Source organism: Streptomyces sp. NPDC005566 (genome assembly GCF_040605575.1).
Lineage (GTDB): Bacteria > Actinomycetota > Actinomycetes > Streptomycetales > Streptomycetaceae > Streptomyces.
In genome coordinates this window covers 179220-202433 of the sequence record NZ_JBEXDB010000001.1, presented here as the reverse complement: position 1 = coordinate 202433, position 23214 = coordinate 179220, and the positions used below count along the sequence as shown (strand labels likewise).

Genomic DNA, 23214 nt, shown 5'->3' with positions numbered 1-23214 from the left:
TCTCCGTGGAGCCCGGGGCACCCCGCTTGAGAACTCTGGCCACCCGAGGAGCAGGATGGTGGGACCATGGAGGAGCAACGCTGAGGTGAGGGGATAGATGGGCGCCGATTCCGGCCGCTATCGCGGCACAGAGAGCAGGATCTCCCAATGGCTGCGCCGTCGGCCGAAACCGCAGCCGGAGGCTGACGACGCCGCCCGGCTGGAGCTGCTCCTGGCCGTCGCCGACGCAGGGATGCCGATCTCTCCCGCCGCGTATCCCAACGGATACCGATGTTCGTGCGAACGCATCGGCTGCCCCACCCCCGCCCGGCATCCCGTCTCGTTCGCCTGGCAGACGCAGTCCACGACGGACCGCGACCAGATCGAGCGCTGGGCCGCGGGCCAGCCACTGGCCAACTTCATCACCGCCACAGGCATGATCCACGACGTGCTCGACGTCCCCCTGACGGCCGGCCGCGCCGCCCTGGAACGGCTCCTCGAAGCGGGCATCGACGTCGGCCCCGTGGCCCAGTCCGGCGAGGACCGGATGCTCTTCTTCACCGCCACCCGCGGTACCCCCGAGGACGAGGACGAGTGGTGGCCGTGCGAGCTGGACAGCCACCCCGAGACCACGGACGAGCACCCGGGGCTGCGCTGGCACTGCCGCGGCAGCTACGTCCTCCTGCCGCCCGCCCGGCTCCCCGGTGAGCTGGACGTGCGCTGGATCCGCGGCGCGGAGAACCCGCTGCCCGACCCCCTGACCCTGCTCGAGACGCTGACCGACGCCTGCGCGCAGTACGCGGACACGGCCGACGAGAGCGACCTCGACCACGATGCCGTGGCCTGGCCGCTCAGCCGCTGACGGACACCGCCGGACGGGGCGCTGCGTGACCCGCGGAGGTCATGAGCCCTGAGCGGCGACCAGGCCGGGCAGCCGGTTCAGCACGCGCACCTTGCCGCCCGAGTCACCGGCGCCCCTCCTGGGCACGTACACCAGCTGGCTGGAGACCCGCTCCTTGGTGAGGGTGCTCTTCACCTCACTGGTGAGCAGTGCCTCCACGTCCGAGTTGACCGTGGGCCGCAGCCCCGGCGCCGCGGTCTGCCGCTCGAAGTGCTTGCTGCTGAAGAAGACCAGGGCTCCGCCGTCCTCCGTCTTCAGGCCCAGCGGCGCGAACGTCCCGCTGTCCAGCGCCTGGTCGACGTACTGGAACGAGAATCCCGCCCTGCGCGTGTTCTTGCGCGCGTCCCGCCAGCCCGACGTCGTCGCCCCCGGAGCGAAGACGTCCGGCGATCCTTGCGACAGATAGCCCGTGTACGTGCCGCTGAGGCCCTTCGGCTGCACGGCCAGGGCTCCGTCGGTGTCCGCCGAGGGCACGGGCTGCGCCAGGCCGTCGGCGTCCTTGAAGAACTTCGGTACCTGGGACTGGGGGACGACCGCCAGATAGGCGGCCTTCCAGGGGGCGTCGGGGCCGGTGCGGAGGAACGCCAGCAGCCAGCGGGTGTCCTGCCGCCCGTTGTCCTGGTCGCGGTTGGAGTCCGTGTCCGCGACGAACCAGCGGGGCCAGCCCGCCTTCTTGGGAATGCTGAACGCGGCGTCGGTCAGCTCCAGCGGCTTGTGCGACGCGTTTCCCTGCGGACTGGACTTCCGACGCGCCTTCAGCCCGGCCTGGTTGATCGCGCCGAGCGAACCGGTCACCCGGTCCGCGTCCAGCGCCGGATCGTATGCCTTGTCCGCTTTGTTGTAGGCGACGAGGAAGTCGTCCAGGGCCTGTGCGGCCTCAGTTCTCGTCGCTCCCGGCAGAACTTCCAGTTCGCCGTGCACCGTCACGCAGCCGCTCGCCGTCACGCTCAGCACCGTCGCTGTCGCGAGCCCCGTCGCCAGTCGACCCAGCCTTGTCATCCGTTGCCTTCTGCGCCTTCTGATCCGTCGTCCGCACTGACCGTCCGAACCCTACCGGGGCGAGGAACAGCGCGAGCGTGGGGATGAGATACAGCGCCCACACCGTGACCTGAAGAACAGTCGGATCGGGCTGGAAGTTGAAGACGCCCTTGAGCAGGGTGCCGTACCAGCTGTCCGGCGGAACCGTGGTGGTGATGTCGAACGCCTTGTTCTGCAGGCCGCCCAGGAAGCGGGCCTCCTGGAGGTCGTGCACGCCGTAGGCGAGCACGCCCGCCGCGACGACGACCAGCATGCCACCGGTCCAGGTGAAGAACCTCGACAGGTTGATCCTCAGCGCACCCCGGTAGAAGAGCCAGCCCAGCACGACCGCGGTCGCGATGCCCAGCAGTACACCGATCAGCGGCGACGAGGAACCCTCACCGCTGGCCCGCACCGACGCCCACACGAAGAGCGCGGTCTCCAGACCCTCGCGGCCCACCGCGAGGAAGGCCGTGGCGACGAGCGCGCCGGTGCCCATGGCGAGCGCCGCGTCGAGCCTGCCGTGGAGTTCGGCCTTCAGGTGCCGCGCAGTCCGCCGCATCCAGAACACCATCCAGGTCACCAGCCCGACGGCGATGACCGACAGCGAACCGCCGAGCATCTCCTGTGCCTCGAACGTCAGCTCCTGGGAGCCGAATTCGAGTGCGGCGCCGAAGGCCAGCGAGATGGCGCAGGCGATGCCGATGCCCGTCCACACCGGGCGCAGTGCGTCACGGCGGCCGGTCTTGACCAGGTACGCGACGAGGATGCAGACGACCAGACTGGCCTCGAGACCCTCGCGCAGACCGATCAGATAGTTGCCGAACATGCCGGTCCTTCCACGGTGTCGGTCATGAGAACAGTGCCCGGCCCCACCAGTCGTCCTTGTCGCGGACGCCCGGCGGAACGGCGAAGACCGCCGAACCCACGTGCTGGATGTACTCGTTGAGCGCGTCGTTCGCCGCGAGGCTGCGCTGCACCGGGATGAAGCCCTTGCGGACATCGCGCTGGTAGGCGAGGAAGAACAGCCCCGCGTCGAGCCTGCCCAGACCGTCCGTACCGTCGGTGAAGGAGTAGCCGCGGCGCAGGATCGACGCCCCGCCGTTGGTGTCCGGGTGGGCGAGCCGCACGTGCGCGGTGGGCAGCATCGCCTTCAGGAACGGCTCGTCGCGCTCCTTCGGCCTGCCGACCGGGGCGCCCTCACCCTTGTCCCGGCCGAAGATGTCCTCCTGCTCCTGGAGCGGCGTGCGGTCCCAGGTCTCGATGTGCATCCGGATGCGCCGGGCCACCAGGTACGAACCCCCGGTCATCCATCCGCCGTCGTCCTTCGGACTCACCCACACGTGCTTCGTGAGGGCGGCGTCATCGGTGCCCGCGATGTTCCGGGTGCCGTCCTTGAAGCCCATCATGTTGCGCGGGGTCTGGGCGTCGGGCGTCGTCGACGACGTCTTGCCGAAGCCCAGCTGCGACCAGCGGACCGAGGCGCGGCCCATGGCGATCCTGGCGAGGTTGCGGACCGCGTGGACGGCTACCTGCGGGTCGTCCGCGCACGCCTGGACACACAGATCGCCGCCGCTGCGGGTGGCGTCGAGGTTGTCCCCGGGGAACTTCGGCAGATCCACCAGGGCTTCGGGGCGGCTGTCCTGGAGGCCGAACCGGTCCGCCGCGAACAGGGACGGGCCGAAGCCGATGGTGAGCGTCAGCCGGGACGGCTTGAGGCCCAGCGCCTCACCGGTGTCGTCCGGCGGTGCCTCGGCCGGGCCTCCGTACGCGCCGTCGCCCACCGCCCGCCCGGCCGTCATGCGCTCGGCGGCCCGGGTCCACTCCTTGAGCAGGGCGATCAGCTCGGCCCTGTCCTTCGTCGTCACGTCGAACGCGGCGAAGTGCAGCCGGTCCTGGACGGCGGTCGCGATGCCCGCCTGGTGCACACCGTGGAACGGCACGGCCGCGCCGCTGTCCGCCGCCGGCTCGGAACTCCCGCCGGAGTGCACCGCGGCGACCGCGCCGCCCGCCGCGACGGCGCCCAGCGCGAGGCCGGCACCGCCCCAGCCGAGCAGTGCGCGACGGGACGGGGCCGGATCCTTCGCCCCGGCGGCCTCGCCGTCTCCGGACTGCATTACTTCGTCACCGCGGCAGCGAGCCGGGACAGCGGCTCGGCGAGCGCGTTGACCGCGTCCGAGAGCTCCTTGCGGTCCGCCTTGCCGACCTTGTCGTACGAGGTGAACTCGTAGGACGCCTTGTCCGCGCGGTACTTGTCCAGCAGCGTGTCCAGTGCCGCGAACTGCTTGTCCAGGGTGGCGGTCAGTGCCGCGTCGTTCTTCGACGCGATCGGCTTGAGCAGCTCGTACGACTTCTCCGCACCCTCGACGTTGGCCTTGAAGTCGACGAGGTCGGTGTGGCTGTAGCGCTCCTCCTCACCGGTGACCTTGCCGGTGGCCACCTCGTCGAGGAGTTCCTTGGCGCCGTTCGCCATCGAGGTCGGGGTGATCTCCGCCCTGCCGACCCGCTTCTGCCAGTCGACCAGGTCCTTGTGGAGGAGGGGGGCGAGCGCCTTCTCCTCGGCGCCCAGCTTCTTGTCCTGCCACAGCGCCTTCTCCAGGCGGTGCCAGCCGGTCCACTTCTGGCCGTCCTCCAGGCCGTCCTCCCGGACGTCGACCTTCGGGTCGATGTCACCGAAGGACTCGGCGACCGGCTCGGTGCGCTCCCAGCCGATACGGGAGTCCGCGTACGCCTTCTTCGCCGCCTCGATGTCGCCCGCGGCCACGGCGTCCGTGAAGACCTTCACCTTGGGCAGCGTCTCGTCGGCCTGTGCCTGCACGTAGGTGCGGTAGCCGGCGACGGCCTCGTCCATCTCGGGGCTGCGCTCGGCCGTCTTTCCGCCGGTGACCTCGACGGTCTGCCGGATGCCCTTGCCCTTCATACCGGGCTTGCAGGCGATCTCGTACGTACCGGACTTCACCTCGGCCGTGATCTTCGCCTTGGTGCCGGGGCCGATGTTCTCGCGCTCGGTGACGATGCGGTCGTCCGGGAACAGCACGTAGACCTCGGTGACCTTGGACCCCTTGTTCTCCACGGCGAGTTCGACGTGGCCGGCCGGGATCTTCGTCCTGGACACCTCGCACGAGTCGTCCGTCGCGACGACCCGGACGGCGCCGTCCCCCTTGCCGTCGCTCTTCTCGGCGCAGCCCGTGACGGCGGTCAGTGCGGCCACGGTCGCGGCAGCGGTGACGACGGAGAGACGAACGGCTCGCATGCGGGCTCCACAGGGGACGAAAGAACGGAGAAAGGCCGTACCAAGGGCAGGTGAGGCGGACCTAACTTAGCGGGGCCTTATCTGGTCGGTACCCGTCCGCGCAGTGATTCACCTCTCACCGGAGGTCCAGAAGAACGAGCAGGTCACGGCCTCCCCACAGGCAACCCACAGGGAGGTCAAATGCGGGTCAAGTGGCCCTTGTCGGTACGACGAGCGGCGCCCCGGTCCGCGGATGCGGGAACACCTCCACCGGCTGCCGGTAGACCTCACCGAGCAGCGCCCCCGTGAACACCTCGATGGGCGGCCCGGCCACCGCGATCCGGCCGCCGTCCAGGACCACGGCCCGGTCCGCGTAAGCAGCCGCGAGCCCCAGGTCGTGCAGCACGACGACCACGGCGTCCCCGGCCGCCGCCCGCTCCCGGCAGATCCGCAGCACCAGTTCCTGATGGCGCAGGTCCAGCGCGGCCGTCGGCTCGTCGAGCAGCAGCAGCGGGGCGCGCTGGGCCAGCACCCGGGCCAGCGCGACCCGGGCCCGCTCGCCGCCCGACAGCGCGGAGAACGGGCGGGCGGCGAACTCCGTGACCTCCGTCGCCGCCATCGCCGCGGCGACGGCCGCGTCGTCCTCGTCCTCCCGGTCCGTCCCCGCCCAGGGCGCCCGTCCCATCCGTACGACGTCCTCGACCGGGAACGGGAAGGACAGCACGGCCGACTGCGGCAGCACGGCCCGGCGCAGGGCGAGTCCGGCCGGCGACCACGCGGCGGCCGGGCGGCCGGCTATGCGTACCTCGCCGCTGCCCGGGGCCAGATCGGCGGCCAGTGCCGCCAGCAGGGTCGATTTTCCGGCCCCGTTCGGCCCGACGAGCGCCAGCACCTCGCCCGCCCGGACGGTCAGGTCCACGGCATCGAGCACCTGTCGCCCGCCGAGCCGGACGCCCAGTCCCGCGGCTTCGGCGACGGGCGAGCCGGGGGCCACCGGGGGCGGCAGCTCCCGGTGCCGTACCGCGAACAGCTTCCTCAGCGGGTTCATGCCCAACCACCTTGCTTGCGACGGGTCCTGCGCAGCAGCCAGAAGAAGAACGGGCTGCCGAAGAGCGCGGTCAGCACCCCGAGCGGCAGCTCGGCGGGGTCGGCCACCGTACGGGCCGCGAGATCGCCCGCCACCAGGACCAGCGCACCTCCGAGCGCGCTGCCGGGGACGAGGAAGCGGTGGCCGGGGCCGTTCGCCATGCGCAGCAGATGCGGAACGAGCAGGCCCACGAAGGAGATGATCCCGGCGACGGCGACCGCGGCGGCGGTCAGCAGCGCCACCACGAGGACGAGCACGACGCGCAGGCGCTCGACATCCACCCCGAGGTGCCGGGCGGGCCGCTCGCCGAGCGCGAGCAGATCCAGTTTCCCGGCATGGAACGGTGCCAGCAGCAGCCCGATCACCGCGCACGGCAGCACGGCCAGCACCTTGGGCCAGGTCGCCTGGGCCAGCGAACCGAGCTGCCAGAAGGTGATCTGGGTGATCTGGGCATTGTCCGCGAAGAAGATGAACAGGCCGATCAGGGCGCCCGCGAAGGCGTTGACGGCGATACCCGTGAGGATCAGCGTCACCACCTCGGTGCGGCCCCCCGAGCGCGACAGCGCGTACACCAGAAGGACGGTGGCGAGGCCGGAGACGAACGCGCAGACGGTGATGGTCCAGTTGCCGAGGAAGTTCAGCCCGAGTGCGATCGAGGCGACCGCACCGACCGCCGCACCCGAGGAGATGCCGATGACCCCGGGTTCCGCCAGCGGGTTGCCGAACACCCCCTGCATCAGGGCCCCCGCACAGCCGAGGGAGGCGCCGACGAGCAGCGCGAGGACGACCCTCGGCAGCCGTACGTTCCACAGGACGCTCTCACCGACCCGGTCCAGCGCCTGGCCGCCCAGACCGGTCCGGTGCTGCACCGAGGACAGGACGTCGCCGAGCGGGATGCTGTACGCGCCGAGCCCGGCGGAGAGCAGGCAGCCGACGAGCAGCGCGGCCGACAGTGCGGCGGTGAGGACGAACGCCCTGCTGCGCCGGGCCCCTGCACCGGTGGCCGCCTCCGTGCGCTTCTCGTAGGGGGTGGTCGTCACTTGCCCGGCCTGCCCTTCGGGTAGAGCTGCTCCACGAGTCCGGCCAGCACACGGTCGGTGCGCGGCCCGTAGTTCAGCAGCACCCCGTCGTCGATCGAGACGATCCGGCGGTCCATCCCGGCCGGTGTCTCCGCGACCCCGGGGATCTTCACGAGGCCGTCGACGCCGCCCACGGAGTCGAGCCCTTTGCTCATCACGAGGATCGCGTCGGGAGCCGCCTCGGCGAGGGCCTCGCTGGTGATGGTGGTGAAGTCCTTCGTCAGCCCGGACGCCTTGCCCGCGTCGACGGCCCCCGCCGCTTCGAGGAGGGAACTCGCGCCGGATTCCCGGCCGCCCAGCAGATAGACGGAGGCCGAGCCGCGCAGATACAGGAACGCGACGCGCGGCTTCCCGCCCTCCCGGCGTGCGGGAATCGTCTTCTGCACGGCGTCGATGCGGGACTCCGTACGCGTCTTCAGCTCGTCTCCCGCGGACTTCGCACCCAGCGCCTCTGCCACGGTGGCGATCCGGCGGCCCACATCGGCGAGTTCCTTGGCGGGCTCGACGACGACGAGGGCGATGCCGGCGTCACGGATCTGGCCGATGGCCTCGGCAGGACCGGTCGTGGTGTCGGCGAGGACGAGTGTCGGTTTCAGCGACAGCACGCTCTCCGCCGAGACGTCGTGAGCGCGGGTCACCACCGGGAGCTTCTCCGCCTGTTCGAAGGTGGCGGTGATGTCACGGGCCACCACCCGCTCGCCGAACCCGAGGGTGAACACGATCTCGCTGAGCGAGCCGGTCAGCGTCACGATCCGGTCGGCCGAGGTGACGGTGACCTCGGCCCCGTCCGCGGACTTCACGGTGACCGGAAGCTGCTGCTCGGGAGCGGTGGCGAGCGGCTCGACACGGTCGGCCGCCGCGGACGCGCTCGCCGCTCCGGCCGGTTCTGCGGCGGGATCCACCGGGCCGCCGCAGCCCGTGAGGGCCAGGGCGAGTGCCACGACCGCGGCAAGGCCACCGAGCCGGACGGCGCGTGGCCGTCCTTCCTCCCGGCCCGCCGTGACGGAGTTCTGGGGGAGACGCACGGGGCACCGTCCTGGGTGTTTCGGATGAGAAGTGGCGGAGGGGGTTCCGGCACGAGCTAGGTTGCGCTTAGGTTAGCCTTACCTCACTTTCTAGCCCTGAGAGGGTCCCATGCCGCCGTCACGACCTGTCCGTGCGCTCGCCGTTGTGCTTCTCGCGGTACTCACGGCGGCCCTGCTCCCGGCCGCCGCCGCTCAGGCGGCGAGCCGCACGGTGCAGGGCGGCAGGCTGGACTGGGGCATCAAGTCCTCGTTCCAGAGCTACGTCACCGGGCCCATCGCCAACGGCAGCTGGAACCTGACCGGCGGAGCCGCGACGGTCGGCGGGAGCCGGTTCCGCTTCCACTCCGCCACCGGTTCCTACGACCCGGCGAGCGGTGCCTTCCGGGCCGGCTTCTCCGGCGGGGTCCACTTCACCGGCCACAAGAAGGCCGGCGGCAACGAACTCGACCTCACCATCAGCCGCCCCACCGTCCGGATCAGCGGCGGCGGCGGAACCCTGTACGCCGACATGGTCAGCAAGGACCGGGGGAGCGGCCGGGTCACCTCCTCCGCCCAGGTACCGCTGGCCACGCTCGGGCTCGCCGGAATCAACATGAGGGGCGGGTCCACCCCCGTCGCCCTCTCCAACGTCCCGGCGAGCCTGACGTCGCAGGGTGCGAAAGCCTTCGCCGGTTACTACACGGCCGGTACACCCCTCGACCCGATCAGCCTCTCCGTCGATACGACAGGACCGGCCGCGCCGAAGTCCCCTTCCCCGTCCTCCTCCCCGTCGAAGAAGGCGTCGAAGCCGAAGGGCGGGACCGCAGGCCGCTTCGAGACCGCCGCGGTCGACTGGGGCGTACGCCGCACCTTCCGCGAGTACGTCACCGGCTCCATCGGCCGGGGCAGGTGGGCCCTGACCGACGGTGCCCAGGACGGCGGAGCTCTCTTCCGCTTCCCGCAGGGCAAGGGCACCTACGACGCCGCGGAGCAGACCCTGAACGCCGCCTTCGCCGGCAGCGTCCGCTTCACCGGGGCCGACGGTCTCGACCTGGAACTCGCCGGGGTCGCCGTGCGGGTGACCTCGGGCAAGGGCACGCTCCTGGCGGACGTCACCAGTGGGGGCAGTACCCGCAAGGACGTTCCGCTCGTCACCTTCACCGCCAAGGGCTTCACCCCGAAGAACGGTCTCGCCACCCTCACCGAAGCCCCCGCGACCCTCACCGCCGGCGGCGCCGAAGCCTTCGGATCCCTGTACAAGGCGGGTACCGCGATGGACCCGGTCTCCCTCGCCGTAGCCGTCGACGCGCAGGCGGAACTGCCCCCACTGCCCGACCTCGGCAGTGCGGCGGAGCCCTCCGCCACACCGGCGCACAAGCCCTCTGCCACACCAGCCGCGCAGCCGGTGGCCGCCGACTCCGGCTCCCGCACCGGGACCTACGCCGCAGTCGGCGGCGGCGCCGTGCTGCTGCTCGCGGCCGTCGCCGGCGTGCTGTACGTCTCCCGGCGACGCAGCTCACCGGACGCATGAGCCACAGACCGCTCCACCCCCCTTCTCCCTTTCCGTACCTTCGTCCTTCGAGGAGTCACCAGCCATGGCAGCCACCCGCCGCCCCATAGCCCTTGCCGCCGCAGTCGCCACCGCGGCCGCACTCGGTGCGACGTTCGCCCTTCCCGCGCTCGCGGCCGACAGCACGGGCGCCCGCCCCGTCGCGGCGGCCCCCGCGACGGAGCTGACGGACGGCACGCTGGACTGGGGCTTCAAGGAGTCCTTCCGCAGATACATCGGCGGGGCGGGCACGATCACCGTCAAGGACGGCGCCAAGCAGGCCGCGGGCAACGGCGTGTTCACCTTCGTCAACGGCAAGGGCACCTACGACACGAGCACCCACGGGACCGACACGGCCTTCGAGGGCGGCGTCAACTTCAACGCCCACGGGGGTGTTCTCGACATCACGCTCTCCGACGTGAAGGTCGCCACCGTCGGCACGGGCGGCGCGATCACCGCCGATGTCGCCACACCCCAGGGCACCCAGAACGACGTGGCCGTCGCGTCACTCGACCTGTCGGCGGTGAGGCCGGGCCAGGGTGCGGGCGGCGCGATGGTCTTCAAGGACATCCCCGCGACGATGACGAAGGCCGGTGCCGAGGCCTTCAACGGCCAGTACGCGGAGGGCACCGCCCTCGACCCGGCCACCCTCTCCGTCAAGGCGGTCGCGGCGCCCCCGACCACGGAGCCGACGCCGACCCAGAAGCCGACGGAGAAGCCGACCGCCACCCCGACGGCCACGGCGACCGCCACGGACAAGCCCACGTCGCCGGCGTCCCCGTCCGCCTCGGCCACCACCCCGGCCGCCGACCCGGGCGCGCTCGTCGACGGCACCCTGGACTGGGGTGTCAAGAAGTCCTTCCGTACGTACGTCACGGGCCCCATCGCGAAGGGCTCGATCGAGACGACCGACGGCGCCACCGCCTCGGGCGACGGCTACCGCTTCCCCGACGCTACGGGCCGCTTCGACGCGGAGGAGCAGACCCTGGACGCCGCGTTCGAGGGCACCGTCCGCTTCCTCGGCCACAAGGAGGGCGACGCCTACACGCTCGACCTGTCCCTCACCGGTCTGGAGATCCAGGTGCGGGGGGCGGCCGGCACGCTGATCGCCGACGTCACGACCAAGGACCGCGAAACCAAGAAGGTCACCACGTACACCGGTCTGGCCGTCGCCGACCTCACGCTGCCCGCCGGTGAACTCGCCGCGAAGGACGGTGTCGTGACGCTTTCCGGAGTGCCGGCGACGCTGACCGCCGACGGCACCGAGGCGTTCGGCGGCATGTACCCGAAGGGCGAGCAGCTCGACGCGCTGACCGTCGCGGTCGCGCTCGACAAGGACGCCGAACTCCCCGGCACGACAGGCGGAACCGGCGGCTCGGGCACCAGCGGCGGCACCGGTACGACCGGCGGCTCGACCACCGGGGGCACCGGCGGCACGGTCGGCGGCTCCGGCTCGCTCGCGGCCACGGGCGCCGACGTTCCGGCAGGCGCCCTGTTCGCCGCCGCGGGCGTGGTCGTCGCCGCAGGCGCGGGAGTGGTGATCGCGGCGCGCCGCCGCCGTACCGCCTGACCTCCGTCACCGGCTGACCGCCACAGGGCCGCACCGGCACCCGCCGGTGCGGCCCCGTGGCGTCGCCCGGCCCTCGCGCGGTGCTTGAATGCGCTCGTGAACGACTACGACGTACCCGACGGCATCGACGTACTGCGCGTGTTCTGCGGCCCGGACGGCCGCCACGGCAATGCGCTCGGGGTCGTACGTGACGGGCGCAGGTACCCCGACAACGAGTCCCGGCAGGCGCTTGCCCGCCGGCTCGGCTTCAGCGAGACCGTGTTCGTCGACGACCCGGAGCGCGGGACCGTCGACATCCGCACACCCGGGCTGCGCCTCAAGTTCGCCGGGCACCCGCTCGTCGGCGCGGCGTGGCTGCTCGACCTGGAGGTCCTGGAACTGCCCGTCGGGGACGTGCTCGCCCGCCAGGACGGCGAGTTCACCTGGATCTCGGCCCGCCCCGAATGGTCGCGTCCGTGGACGCTGGAACGGTACGCGTCCGTCGCCGAGGTCGAGGCCCTGACGGAGCCGCCGCCCGGAGAGGGCCGGCTCTACGTCTGGGCCTGGGAGGACGAGGCGGCGGGGCGTGTACGGGCGCGGGCGTTCCCGCGGAGCGTCGACGGCATCGACGAGGACGAGGCGACCGGAGCGGCGGCCATGCTGCTGAGCGTGGAACTGGGCCGCGCCCTCAACATCGCACAAGGACGCGGCTCCCAGATCCTCACCGCACCCGCGCCGGACGGCACGGTGGAGATCGGGGGCCGCGTCCTGCTGGCAGCCAAGGGCTGAACCGGACCGCTACGCGCTGAGCGGGAAGACCTCGCCGAGCTCGTGGAAGACGGCCGTGTTCAGCGCGAACGCGTTCTTGCACTCGTCGATGATGCGCTGCTTCTCCAGATCGTCGGCGTTCACCGCGTCCAGGAGCTCCCGGTACTCCCGCTTGAACGCGGCCGGGTTGGGGATCTGCTCGAACACGTAGAAGCGCACCCCGTCGCCCTTGCGCTCGAAACCCCAGGTCTTCTCCGCGGTGCCCCGGATGATCTGGCCGCCGGAGAGGTCCCCGAGATAACGGGTGTAGTGGTGCGCGATGTAACCGGCCGGCCAGTCACGGGCGCACTCGGCGACCCGCTCCGCGTACGCGGCGGTGGCGGCCAGCGGCTCCAGCCCCTCGCGCCAGCCGGCACCCCGCAGGTGCGCCAGGTCGCGCTCCAGCTCGGCACTGCGCATCAGCTCCGGCTGGATGAAGGGACCGGCGACCGGGTCGTCGCGCAGCGCCTGCGCACCGTCCTCCAGTGCCCGGTACACGAACCACAGCTGCTCGGTGTAGCGCGTGTACGCATCCACCCCGAGCCGCCCGCCGAGCATGTCGCTCATGAAGGAGGAGGACTCCGCTTCCGTGTGCTGCTCGTGCGAAGCGGTGCGGATGAGCGTGGAGAAGGGGGTGGTGGCGGTTGCGTCCAAGAGGGGCCTCCGGGGGCCGAGGGGACGGGAAGTCCGGACAGAGACGGAAATGCCGGCAGCGCCGACTGCCCGTACGCCGATCCTCCTACTTAGGCTTACCTAAGTCAATTGGATCCCGACTGTCTGTCGGTAAAACATTACGCCCGGCCCGGACCGGGCGCGGCGTTACGGCAGAGTCAGGATCTCCGCCCCCGTCTCCGTCACCACCAGCGTGTGCTCGAACTGGGCGGTCCGCTTCCGGTCCTTCGTCACCACGGTCCAGCCGTCGTCCCACATGTCGTACTCGTGCGTCCCGAGCGTCAGCATCGGCTCGATGGTGAACGTCATGCCGGGCTGCATCACCGTCGTCGCGTGCGGGCTGTCGTAGTGCGGCACGATGAGACCGGAGTGGAACGAGGAATTGATCCCGTGCCCCGTGAAGTCGCGCACCACGCCGTACCCGAACCGCTTCGCGTACGACTCGATCACCCGGCCGATCACATTGATCTGGCGGCCGGGCCGCACCGCCTTGACGGCCCGGTTCAGCGACTCCCGGGTGCGCTCCACGAGGAGCTTCGACTCCTCGTCGACGTCGCCGCAGAAGTACGTGGCGTTGTTGTCCCCGTGCACACCGTTGATGTACGCGGTGACGTCGAGGTTCACGATGTCGCCGTCCCGCAGCACGGTGGAGTCCGGGATGCCGTGACAGATGACCTCGTTGAGCGAGGAGCACAGGGACTTCGGGAAGCCGCGGTAGCCGAGCGTCGACGGGTACGCGCCGTGGTCGACCATGAACTCATGGGCGACCCGGTCGAGTTCGTCGGTGGTGACTCCCGGGGCGATGTGCTTCGCGGCCTCCTCCATCGCCTGTGCGGCGATACGGCCCGCGATCCGCATGCGCTCCACGGTGTCGGAGTCCTGGATCTCCGGCCCGGTGTACGGCGTGGGGGCGGGCTTGCCCACGTACTCGGGGCGCCGGATGTTTCCGGGAACGGAACGGACGGGAGTGATCTCCCCTGGTACGAGAAGCGACTGGCCAGACATGCCAGCGAGTCTAACCAGCGCGCCTGGGGCAGCATGGCTGAGAGGAAAGGATCCGACGATGGCCCTGTTCAAGAAGCGCACGGTCGGCAAACCGGGCGAATGGTACTACTGCCTGGAGCACAAGAAGGTCGAGGAGGGCCCCGAGTGCCCGGCGAAGGACCGCTTCGGCCCGTACACCTCCCGCGAGGAGGCTCAGCACGCCATGGACACGGCGCGTGAGCGGAACCTGGAGTGGGAGAACGACCCGAAGTGGCACGACCGCACGGAGGGGACCCCGGAGCCCTAGGGATCCTCGCTCGGATCGTGCCGGACCCCGCGCGCCCGGCCCGAGCAGAGCAGAGCCCTTGGCCCGCCCCGTCACCAGCGGGCGGGCGGCGGGGCCGTCAGCTGGTCGGCCAGCCGTGACAGCCGGTCCCGGAACGTGCGGCGCCCCCGCGGGGTGGGGGCGCCGTTCTCCCCGGCCGCCGCGCTGACCAGGTGCTGCACGGTGTCCAGGTCCACGTCGTCCCCGTCGTCCACCGTGAGCGCCTCATGGGCGAGCCCTCGCACCTCCGCGTCGCCGCCGTCCAGCGTCAGCACCGTCGCCCCCGCCCGGCGCGCGTCGTGCACCCGCTCCAACAGGCCGCCACCGGGCCTTTCCGGGGCCACCACGAGCAGGGTCTGGCCCCGCCCGGCCGCCTCGATCCGGCCCAGTCCCACGGCCAGATGCGCCGGATCGCCCGGCTCCACCCGGTGCCGCACGAGGGTGGGCCGCAGCTGCGGCAGTCCCGACCACGTGGACTCGTCGACCAGATGCGCGGCCATGTGCCACGGCTCGTACACCTCGGTCCCCACCAGCAGCAGCCCGCCGCCCTGCGGCACGACCGAGGACCGCAGGGTCCTGGCGAACCGCCGGGTCGCGGCGGGCCACTCGGTCCCGGCGAGCACTTCACGCAGCAGCGCGACACGTACAGCATCCATGACCCGGCATCATGCCCCCAACTCTTCCTCACAGGTGGCTCCTTGGGGTCGGAGCACCCGAACGGGTCCGGCCTGTCCGGCCGGGAGCCCCGCAGGGCGGGCGCCCGCCCGCCGTGACGGATGTCGCAGAGGGGACCATGCCGCAGAGTTCCCGTAGCTACCTCGCAGTAGGGTCGGCGCCATGACTACGAATGACAGCGGCAGCGCACCCAAGCCCCCCGCCAAGGACCCCTGGGACCTCCCCGACGTGTCCGGGCTGACGATCGGCGTACTCGGCGGAACGGGCCCCCAGGGCCGTGGCCTCGCCTACCGCTTCGCCCGCGCCGGTCACAAGGTCGTCATCGGCTCCCGTGCCGCCGACCGTGCGGAAGCCGCCGCCGCCGAGCTGGGCCATGGCGTCGAGGGCGCGGACAACGCGGAGTGCGCGCGCCGCAGCGACGTCGTGATCGTCGCCGTGCCGTGGGACGGACACGCCAAGACGCTCGAGTCACTGCGCGAGGAGCTCGTGGGCAAGCTCGTCGTCGACTGCGTCAACCCGCTCGGCTTCGACAAGAAGGGCGCCTACGCCCTGAAGCCCGAGGAGGGTAGCGCCGCCGAGCAGGCCGCCGCCCTGCTGCCCGGCTCCCGGGTCACCGCGGCCTTCCACCACCTGTCCGCGGTACTGCTCCAGGACGAGACGATCGAGGAGATCGACACCGACGTCATGGTGCTTGGCGAGGCACGCGCCGACACCGACACCGTGCAGGCACTCGCGAGCCGTATCCCCGGTATGCGCGGCGTCTTCGCCGGCCGGCTGCGCAACGCGCACCAGGTCGAGTCGCTCGTCGCCAACCTGATCTCCGTCAACCGCCGCTACAAGGCACACGCGGGGCTGCGCACCACCGACGTGTGAGCCCGTGCCCGGAGCCGGAACGGGCATGAGGGACACTGGACGGGACCGCGCACCATCCCCGGACAGGAGCACCAGCCCTCATGCCCCGCCTCGCCATCTACGCCCTCGTCGTCTGCGTTCTCGCCGTCGCCGCAGCCGTGGTCTCCTTCGCCCAGGGCAGTTTCCTCGGGATCATCTGGGTGCTGCTGGCCGGCCTCTCATCGAACATGGCGTGGTTCTACATCCGCAAGCACAGGCTGGAAAGCGCGGCGGCCGGGAGCTAGGGCCTCTCGCCGCTCACGCCCCCGGCACCGCGCAGCCAGGGTCCTGGTCGCCGAACCACTCCTGCCAGAAGCGGTACGTGTCGAGCCCGCAGTACGTCTCGACCTCACTGACGCCCAGCCCCCGCAGCAGCGCGTCGACCGCGTCGAAGAAGACCCCGTTCACCTCCGGGATCCACAGCAGCGCGAAGACCGCGATCAGCCCGAACGGCGCGAACGGCTCCACCTGCCGCCGGACCTTGTACGAGAGCCACGGCTCGATCACCCCGTAGCCGTCCAGCCCCGGGACCGGCAGGAAGTTCAGGATGGCGGCCGTCACCTGGAGCAGCGCCAGGAACGCCAGTGCCAGGCGGAAGGAGAGCGGGACCCCTTCCAGCGCGTCCAGCCAGAACGGCGCCGTGCAGACGATCGCGAACAGGACGTTCGTCAGAGGGCCCGCGGCCGAGATCAGACTGTGCTTCCAGCGGCCGGTGATACGGCCCCGCTCGATGTAGACCGCACCGCCCGGCAGGCCGATGCCGCCCATGATCACGAACAGCACCGGCAGCACGATGCTCAGCAGGGCGTGGGTGTACTTGAGCGGATTCAGGGTGAGGTACCCCTTCGCTCCGACCGAGATGTCCCCGCTGTGCAGCGCCGTGCGGGCGTGCGCGTACTCATGCAGACACAGCGAGACGATCCAGGCCGCCGTGACGAACAGGAAGACCGCGAAGCCCGTCTCGCCGGCGAAGTCCGCCCACACCGCCCAGCCCGAGACGGCCATGACGGCGACGATCCCGAGGAAGATCGGACTGACCCGCCGGTCGCTGCGGCGGAAGGCGGTGGTCATCGGCGGAACTCCTGGGTGCTGGACGGCAGGCGGCGAGCCCCGACAGTACGGGTGACAGGGCGAGAACGTCTCGCGGTCGGGTGGTAGTTCCACGAAGTGCGGAGCCGTCACGGACAATGGGCGCGTGCACTACAGCATTCTCGGTACGACCCAGGCACTCCGCGACGACGGCACCGCCGTGGCCCTCGGCGGGGCGCGGCTGCGCGCCCTGCTCACGGTGCTCGCCCTGCGCCCCGGGCGCACGGTCCCGGCGACGGTTCTCGTCGACGAGGTGTGGGACGGCGATCCGCCCGCCGATGCCGTCGGTGCCCTGCAGGCCCTCGTGGGCCGCCTCAGGCGTGCGCTCGGCCGGGACGCCATCGGCTCCGTGGAGAACGGCTACCGGCTCGCCGCCGACCAGGACGCCGTGGACCTGCACCGCTTCGAGCGGCTCGTGGGGGAGGGCGCGCGGGCCCTGGAGGACGGTGACGCGGCGAAGTCCGCCACGGTCCTCGACGACGCGCTCGCCCTGTGGCGCGGGCCCGCCCTCGCCGACCTGCCCGACCGTGCCGCGGCCGCCGTCCGCTGGGAGGCCCGGCGCCTGGAGGCCCGCCGCACCAGGATCGCCGCCGTCCTCGCGCTGGGCCGCCCCGACGAGGCCCTGCCCGAACTCGCCGCGCTCTGTGCCGACCACCCGATCGACGAACCCCTGCAGGCGCTGCGCATCAGGGCTCTGCAGGCCGCCGGGCGAACCGCCCAGGCCCTCGCGGCCTACGGGGAGGCGCGGACCGCGCTCGCCGAGCGCCTGGGGGCCTCGCCGGGACCCGAGCTGCGCCGGCTGTACGAGGAGCTGCTGCACCAGGACCCGCCACGGCCGGAACCCGCGCCGGCCCCCGCCCCGCACGGAAACCTGCGGGCCAGGCTCACCAGCTTCGTCGGCCGCGAGACCGACATCGCCGCCCTGCGCGAGGACCTCTCCCGGGCGCGCCTGGTCACCCTGCTGGGCCCCGGAGGCGCGGGTAAGACCAGGCTGTCCCAGGAGGCGGCCGAATCCGTCGATCCGGCCGCCTGGCCGGACGGCGTCTGGCTGGCCGAGCTCGCGCCGGTCGACGATCCCGAAGCGGTTCCGGAGGCCGTCCTCACCGCCCTCGGAGGCCGCGAGACCGTGCTGCGCGGGGCGGGCGCCGAGGAGCTCCGCGCCGCCGAACGGGGCGCGGGCGAACCGCTCGCCCGGCTCACCGAACACTGCTCCGAGCGCCGCATGCTGCTGCTCCTGGACAACTGCGAGCACCTCGTCGAGGCGGCCGCGGCCCTCGCCGACCACCTCCTGGCCCGCTGCCCGGGCCTCACCGTCCTCGCGACCAGCCGTGAACCCCTGGGCGTACCCGGCGAGTTCGTCCGGCCGGTCGACCCGCTGCCCGACCCGATGGCGTTGCGCCTGCTCGCCGAGCGCGGGGCCGCCGCCCTGGCCGGCTTCCGGGTGGACGCGGACGAGCGGACACAGGCGGCCTGCGCCGAGATCTGCCACCGCCTCGACGGCCTTCCGCTCGCGATCGAACTCGCCGCCGCGCGGCTGCGCATGCTCACTCCGCGCCAGATCGCCGACCGCCTCGACGACCGCTTCCGTCTGCTGACCAGCGGCAGTCGCACCGTGCTGCCCCGTCAGCAGACCCTGCGGGCGGTCGTCGACTGGTCCTGGGACCTCCTGGACGAGGACGAACGCACCGCCCTGCGCAGGCTGTCGGTCTTCTCCGGCGGCTGCACCCTCCCTGCGGCCGAGGCCGTCTGCGCGAACCGGCCGCAGGACGCGTACGACGTCGCCGGGGCGCTCGGCTCGCTCGTCGACAAGTCCCTCGTCGTCGCCGCCCCCGCCGCGGACGGCCGGATGCGCTACCGCCTCCTGGAGACCGTCGGCGAGTACGCCGCCGAACGGCTCGACGAGGCGGGGGAGCGGGACGCCGTCGAACGGAAGCACCTCGCGTTCTACCGGGAGCTGGCCCGCACCACCGACCCCGAACTCCGGGGCGCCGGACAGCTCGCCGCCCTCGAACTGCTCCAGCGGGAGTACGAGAACCTGCGCACGGCCCTGCGGCACGCCGTCGCCGCCCGCGACGAGCAGGAGTCGCTCTGCATGGTGCTCTCGCTCGCCTGGTACTGGCAGATGCGCGATCTGCGCAGCGACGCACTGCAGTGGGCCGAAGCCGCCTCCGCGCTCGGCCCCGACCCGTTCACCGAGGACGCCGGTGCCGCGCCCTCGCTCACCGAGCGCTGCATCGACGCGCCGCCGCCGATGAGTCCCGAACTGCTCCAGGAGGCGCGGCGCCAGGTGGCACTGGTCCAGATGGCCAGCGTGGACCACGCGATGGACGTCTGGGCGAACGAGGCGGGCATGGCGCGCCTGCGGGCCATCGCCGCGGCCTACCGGCCCGGCCAGCCGCAGACCTGCCGCAGCCCGGGTTCGCTCTGGTTCTTCGCCGTCGTGCTCACCGCGGACATCTCGGACCTGCGCGGGGTGCTGGACGAGACGGTCCGTGCCTCACGGGAGCTCGGATTCGACTGGGAACTGGCCGCGGCGCTCCAGATGCGCGCCAACGTGCTGGCCAACCGGCCCGACTGGGCGGGCGCGGCCCATGCGGACGCGGACGAGAGCCTGGAGATCTTCATCCGCCTCGGCGACGACTGGGGTGCGGCGGAGGCGCTCTCCTCTCGGGGCGAGGCCAACGAGAGAAGGGGCGACTACACCCGGGCGGCCGACGACTACCAGGCCGCGATCGGGTACGCGGAGAGGCTCGGCGCCCGGGCCCAGGTACTGGTGCTCAGTACCCGGTACGCCTCCGCCCTCGTCGAGCTCGGCCGCGGTGCGGAGGGCGAGGTGATCCTCCGGGAGGTGCTCACCCATGGGCGGCACATGGGGCACGAGTCGACGGCGTTCGCCCGGTTCTTCCTGGCCATGACGCTGGGCATGTCCGGCCGTACCGTCGAGGCCCGCGAGCAACTGAGCGTGCTGCAGGAGGACTTCAAGTCGGCAGCCGTGGGGGTCTTCGAGGCGTTCGTGCTGGGCGGCCTGGCCTGGCTGGACAACCAGGAGGGGCTGTACGCGGACGCCCTGACCCGGAGCCGGGAGGCGCTGGCACTGTCCGAAGACCGGTTGTCGCAGATGGTGGCGCCCCAGATGCACGTGATCTACCTGGTCACCGTGGCACGGGCGCTGGGCGGGCTCGGCGGGGAACGCCGGGCCACCCTCGCGGCGAAGCTGCTGGCCGCCGGACGGGCGCTCCTGCCGGAGGGGCATGTGCCGACGTCGCTGGAGCGGGCCAACTACGCCGCGGCCGAGGAGCTGGTCCGCGGCGTCCTCGGGGACGCCGCCTACCGGGCCGCGTACGACGAGGGCGGTGGCCTCTCCCAGGAGGAGGCCACCGCCCTCGTCGACGCGTACCGGGACTGATCCTGCCCCGTCAGGACTTCTTGCGGAACTTGGACACCGCGAGCGGGGCCATCACCGCGGTGATGACGACGGTCCAGCCGAGCGTCACCCAGACCGAGTGGGCGAGCGGGCCGCCCATCATCAGGGCGCGGGCGGCGTCGGCCAGGTTGGACAGCGGGTTGTAGTCGGTGAACGTCTGGAGCCAGCCGGGCATCGTATGGGTCGGCGCGAAGATGGACGAACCGAACTGGAGCGGCATCAGCACGAGCATCCCCATCCCCTGGACGGCCTGAGCCGTCTTCATGGTCAGTCCGAGCAGGATGAAGATCCACATGATGGCGGCGCCGAACGCGGCCGACAGGGCGATCGCACCGATCAGCCCGAGCACCGATTCCTGGAGCTCCATGCCGAGCGCGAAGCCCATGGCCAGCAGGATCAGCGTGGCGACCATCATCCGGCCGAGCTCGACCACGATCTTCGCGATGAGCACCGAGGAGCGGGCGATCGGCATCGTGCGGAACCGGTCCATGACCCCCTTGCGGAAGTCGTCGTTGACGCCGGAACCGACCGCCATGGCGATGTTCATGCCCATCATCGCCATCAGGCCGGGGATCAGGTAGTTGAGGTACTCCTGCCGGCCGCCGCCCATGCTGCCGCCGACCGAGCCTCCGAAGACGTACACGAACAGCAGCGTGAAGATGACCGGCATCAGGAGCGCGTCGAACATCGACTCCGGATCCTTCTTGATCTGGAGCAGGTTGCGCCGCACGAGGGCCCCGATGTGGCGCAGGTTGTTCCGCAGCCCGATCCGGCCTTCGCCGTGGAGCTTCGTGACGGGTGCGGAAGCGGTCGCGTCGGTGGGGGCGGGCGTCAAAGTCGTCGTGCTCATGCCGCGACCTCCCGGGGGATCGTGTCGGTGACGGTGGCCTTGTCGCCCGTGATGGCGAGGAAGACCTCGTCCAGGCTGGGCAGCGCGGTGGCGACATGGGCGAGGGAGAAGCCCCGGGTGCCGAGCAGGCCGATCACGGCGGTCAGCTGCTCGTCGCTGAGGATCGGCACGTACAGCAGGCCCTCGTCGGGGACGGCCTGGGCGCCGGAGACCCCGTCGAGTCCGGCCTCCCTGATCGCCTGCGCCATGGCGGCGAGCAGGTCCGGGTCGGAGGGCCGGATCTGCAGGGTGCGGCCGCCGACCTTGGCCTTCAGTTCGTCGACACCGCCCCGGGCGATGATCTTGCCCTTGTCGATGACCGTGAGCTCGTTGGCGAGCTGCTCGGCCTCTTCCATGTACTGGGTGGTGAGCAGCACGGTCGCCCCCTCCGCGACCATCCGCTGCACCTCGTCCCAGACCTCGTTGCGGGTGCGGGGGTCGAGCCCCGTCGTCGGCTCGTCCAGGTAGAGCACGGCAGGGCTGCCGATCATGGACGCGGCCAGGTCCAGCCGGCGCCGCATGCCGCCGGAGTAGTCCATCGCGGCCTTCTTCGCCGCGTCGGTGAGGGAGAAGCGCTCCAGCAGCTCGTCGGCGCGGGACCTGGCCTTCTTGCGCGGCAGGTCGAGCAGCCGCCCGATCATGTAGAGGTTCTCCCAGCCGGACAGCTTCTCGTCCACCGAGGCGTACTGCCCGGTCAGGCCGATGGTGCGGCGCAGCTGCCGGGGCTGCTTCACCACGTCGTAGCCCGCCACGACCGCGTGCCCGGCGTCGGGCAGGATCAGGGTGGAGAGGCAGCGTACGAGGGTGGTCTTGCCGGCGCCGTTGGGCCCGAGCACACCGAGAACGGTGCCTTCGCGCACATCGAGGTCCACGCCGTCCAGCGCCTTGGTCGAGCCGTAGTGCTTGACCAGCCCCCGCACCTCGACGGCGTTCGTGCCGTTCCTGGGGTTCTTGTCGTTTCGCGTCATGTCCACCATGACATCAGCCGTCACCGACAAGTCACCGACAAGCCGCTGACAGCGGACCTACCGCAGGGCGACAGCCCGCCGATGGGGGAGTCGGCGGGCTGTCGGTGGTGCGGCAGTGGTCAGAGGGGCGTCAGTGGAAGGTGTGCTCCGGCTGCGGGAACGTTCCGCCGACGACCTCGTCGGCGAACTCCTTCGCGGCGTCTCCGAGCACCTGGCGCATGTTCGCGTACTGCTTGGTGAAGCGGGGCACCTTGCCGCCGGTCAGCCCGACCATGTCGGTGTAGACCAGCACCTGGGCGTCCGTGTCCGGCCCGGCACCGATGCCGACGGTCGGGATGTGCAGGGTGCGGGTCACCTCGGCGGCCAGCTCGGCCGGTACGAGCTCCAGGACGACGGCGAACGCGCCCGCGTCCTGCACCGCCTTCGCATCGCGCAGCAGCTGCTGCGCGGCCTCCTCGCCGCGGCCCTGCACCCGGTAGCCCATGGCGTTGACGGACTGCGGGGTCAGGCCGATGTGGCCCATGACCGGGATTCCGGCCTCGACCAGCAGCCGGATCTGCTCGTGGGAGCGCTCGCCGCCCTCCAGCTTGACCGCGCCGACGCCGGCGTCCTTGATCAGCCGGGTGGCGTTGCGGAGGGCCTGGACGGGTCCCTCCTGGTAGGACCCGAAGGGCAGGTCGGCGACGATGAGGGCGCGCTTGGTGCCCCGTACGACGGCGGCGGAGAGCATGACCATCTCGTCCATCGTGACGGGGACGGTCGTCTCGTAGCCGAGGTGGCAGTTGCCCATGGAGTCGCCGACGAGCATGACCGGGATGCCGGCCTCGTCGAAGACGGACGCGGTCATCGCGTCGTAGGCGGTGAGCATGGGCCACTTCTCGCCGCGCTCACTGGCTGCGGAGATGTCGTGGACGGTGATGCGGCGGGTGCTCTTTCCCCCGTACAACGCCTTGCCGGCGGAGGGGGAGGGACCTGCTGGGGGTGCGGTGTTCTGATTCTGCGCAGCCTGAAGCGACATGGCCAACGGCTCCTTCGTCATCTCGTGGCGCCCTGACGGCGTCCCCGGATCCCTTCCATGGTGGCATCCCGGAGC

The 23214-nt window shown here is 71.5% G+C and carries 22 protein-coding genes; 8 read left to right on the top strand and 14 right to left on the bottom strand.

All coding sequences use genetic code 11. The features are described 5' to 3' along the window. Positions 1 to 97 precede the first annotated feature (97 nt). The gene (locus ABZS61_RS00935) at positions 98 to 841 is read left to right on the top strand and encodes a bifunctional DNA primase/polymerase (protein ID WP_356414103.1); all 744 of its coding nucleotides are present in this window, start codon (positions 98 to 100) and stop codon (positions 839 to 841) included. Positions 842 to 880: 39 nt separating this feature from the next. On the opposite strand, the gene ABZS61_RS00930 is transcribed toward ABZS61_RS00935, so the two are convergent. The 7 genes from ABZS61_RS00930 to ABZS61_RS00900 all read right to left on the bottom strand — a co-directional run bounded on the left by ABZS61_RS00930 (position 881) and on the right by ABZS61_RS00900 (position 8320). After that, complete coding sequence (locus tag ABZS61_RS00930) at positions 881 to 1870, bottom strand: hypothetical protein (RefSeq protein ID WP_356415106.1); 990 nt, start codon at positions 1868 to 1870, stop codon at positions 881 to 883. Continuing rightward, positions 1758 to 2726, bottom strand: coding sequence for an iron uptake transporter permease EfeU (gene efeU / locus ABZS61_RS00925; RefSeq protein WP_356414100.1), 969 nt, complete (start codon positions 2724 to 2726; stop codon positions 1758 to 1760). Before efeU ends, ABZS61_RS00930 begins: the two co-directional genes overlap by 113 nt. Positions 2727 to 2748: 22 nt before the next feature. Further along, positions 2749 to 4014, bottom strand: a complete 1266-nt coding sequence (gene efeB / locus ABZS61_RS00920) for an iron uptake transporter deferrochelatase/peroxidase subunit (protein WP_356414097.1) — start codon at positions 4012 to 4014, stop codon at positions 2749 to 2751. Beyond that, positions 4014 to 5150, bottom strand: a complete 1137-nt coding sequence (gene efeO, locus ABZS61_RS00915) for an iron uptake system protein EfeO (RefSeq protein WP_356414094.1) — start codon at positions 5148 to 5150, stop codon at positions 4014 to 4016. The genes efeB and efeO overlap by 1 nt, the downstream gene beginning before the upstream one ends. A gap of 187 nt (positions 5151 to 5337) precedes the next feature. Continuing rightward, on the bottom strand, positions 5338 to 6177 hold the full coding sequence (locus ABZS61_RS00910; RefSeq protein ID WP_356414091.1) for a heme ABC transporter ATP-binding protein: 840 nt from the start codon (positions 6175 to 6177) through the stop codon (positions 5338 to 5340). Continuing rightward, on the bottom strand, positions 6174 to 7256 hold the full coding sequence (locus ABZS61_RS00905) for an iron ABC transporter permease (protein WP_356414088.1): 1083 nt from the start codon (positions 7254 to 7256) through the stop codon (positions 6174 to 6176). The genes ABZS61_RS00910 and ABZS61_RS00905 overlap by 4 nt, the downstream gene beginning before the upstream one ends. After that, on the bottom strand, positions 7253 to 8320 hold the full coding sequence (locus ABZS61_RS00900; RefSeq protein ID WP_356414085.1) for an ABC transporter substrate-binding protein: 1068 nt from the start codon (positions 8318 to 8320) through the stop codon (positions 7253 to 7255). Before ABZS61_RS00900 ends, ABZS61_RS00905 begins: the two co-directional genes overlap by 4 nt. 109 nt (positions 8321 to 8429) lie before the next feature. Between ABZS61_RS00900 and ABZS61_RS00895 the strand changes: the two genes are divergently transcribed. From ABZS61_RS00895 to ABZS61_RS00885, 3 genes are all read left to right on the top strand, one after another. Further along, positions 8430 to 9830, top strand: a complete 1401-nt coding sequence (locus ABZS61_RS00895) for an HtaA domain-containing protein (protein WP_356414083.1) — start codon at positions 8430 to 8432, stop codon at positions 9828 to 9830. A gap of 64 nt (positions 9831 to 9894) precedes the next feature. After that, positions 9895 to 11418 (top strand): HtaA domain-containing protein, encoded by a 1524-nt coding sequence (locus tag ABZS61_RS00890; protein ID WP_356414080.1) that lies wholly within the window; start codon positions 9895 to 9897, stop codon positions 11416 to 11418. Between the two features lie 96 nt (positions 11419 to 11514). After that, positions 11515 to 12186: a PhzF family phenazine biosynthesis protein gene (locus tag ABZS61_RS00885; RefSeq protein WP_356414078.1), complete on the top strand. Its 672-nt coding sequence runs from the start codon at positions 11515 to 11517 to the stop codon at positions 12184 to 12186. 9 nt (positions 12187 to 12195) lie between these two features. Here ABZS61_RS00885 and ABZS61_RS00880 read toward each other — a convergent pair whose 3' ends face one another. Next, positions 12196 to 12858, bottom strand: a complete 663-nt coding sequence (locus tag ABZS61_RS00880) for a biliverdin-producing heme oxygenase (protein ID WP_356414075.1) — start codon at positions 12856 to 12858, stop codon at positions 12196 to 12198. A gap of 165 nt (positions 12859 to 13023) precedes the next feature. Next, on the bottom strand, positions 13024 to 13881 hold the full coding sequence (gene map / locus ABZS61_RS00875) for a type I methionyl aminopeptidase (protein ID WP_356414073.1): 858 nt from the start codon (positions 13879 to 13881) through the stop codon (positions 13024 to 13026). Positions 13882 to 13939: 58 nt separating this feature from the next. On the opposite strand from map, the gene ABZS61_RS00870 reads away from it, so the two are divergent. Further along, positions 13940 to 14167: a hypothetical protein gene (locus ABZS61_RS00870; RefSeq protein ID WP_356414070.1), complete on the top strand. Its 228-nt coding sequence runs from the start codon at positions 13940 to 13942 to the stop codon at positions 14165 to 14167. 71 nt (positions 14168 to 14238) lie between these two features. Here ABZS61_RS00870 and ABZS61_RS00865 read toward each other — a convergent pair whose 3' ends face one another. Next, entirely contained in the window at positions 14239 to 14841 is a 603-nt protein-coding gene (locus ABZS61_RS00865; protein ID WP_356414067.1) for a hypothetical protein, read from the bottom strand. 181 nt (positions 14842 to 15022) lie between these two features. On the opposite strand from ABZS61_RS00865, the gene npdG reads away from it, so the two are divergent. Next, positions 15023 to 15733, top strand: coding sequence for an NADPH-dependent F420 reductase (gene npdG, locus ABZS61_RS00860; protein ID WP_356414064.1), 711 nt, complete (start codon positions 15023 to 15025; stop codon positions 15731 to 15733). 80 nt (positions 15734 to 15813) lie between these two features. Beyond that, the gene (locus ABZS61_RS00855; RefSeq protein WP_356414061.1) at positions 15814 to 15996 is read left to right on the top strand and encodes a hypothetical protein; all 183 of its coding nucleotides are present in this window, start codon (positions 15814 to 15816) and stop codon (positions 15994 to 15996) included. Between the two features lie 13 nt (positions 15997 to 16009). On the opposite strand, the gene ABZS61_RS00850 is transcribed toward ABZS61_RS00855, so the two are convergent. After that, positions 16010 to 16822 carry a site-2 protease family protein gene (locus ABZS61_RS00850; protein WP_356414058.1) on the bottom strand — a complete coding sequence of 271 codons (813 nt, stop codon included), beginning with the start codon at positions 16820 to 16822 and terminating at the stop codon, positions 16010 to 16012. Positions 16823 to 16946: 124 nt separating this feature from the next. Here ABZS61_RS00850 and ABZS61_RS00845 point away from each other — a divergent pair, with 124 nt between their 5' ends. After that, the gene (locus ABZS61_RS00845) at positions 16947 to 20246 is read left to right on the top strand and encodes a BTAD domain-containing putative transcriptional regulator (protein ID WP_356414055.1); all 3300 of its coding nucleotides are present in this window, start codon (positions 16947 to 16949) and stop codon (positions 20244 to 20246) included. Between the two features lie 10 nt (positions 20247 to 20256). On the opposite strand, the gene ABZS61_RS00840 is transcribed toward ABZS61_RS00845, so the two are convergent. The 3 genes from ABZS61_RS00840 to panB form a co-directional block, all read right to left on the bottom strand. After that, on the bottom strand, positions 20257 to 21114 hold the full coding sequence (locus ABZS61_RS00840; RefSeq protein WP_356414052.1) for an ABC transporter permease: 858 nt from the start codon (positions 21112 to 21114) through the stop codon (positions 20257 to 20259). Continuing rightward, a complete protein-coding gene (locus ABZS61_RS00835) occupies positions 21111 to 22130 on the bottom strand; it encodes an ATP-binding cassette domain-containing protein (protein WP_356414049.1) in 1020 nt (339 codons plus the stop codon). The genes ABZS61_RS00840 and ABZS61_RS00835 overlap by 4 nt, the downstream gene beginning before the upstream one ends. A gap of 121 nt (positions 22131 to 22251) precedes the next feature. Continuing rightward, entirely contained in the window at positions 22252 to 23139 is an 888-nt protein-coding gene (gene panB, locus ABZS61_RS00830) for a 3-methyl-2-oxobutanoate hydroxymethyltransferase (RefSeq protein WP_356414046.1), read from the bottom strand. Positions 23140 to 23214 lie beyond the last annotated feature (75 nt).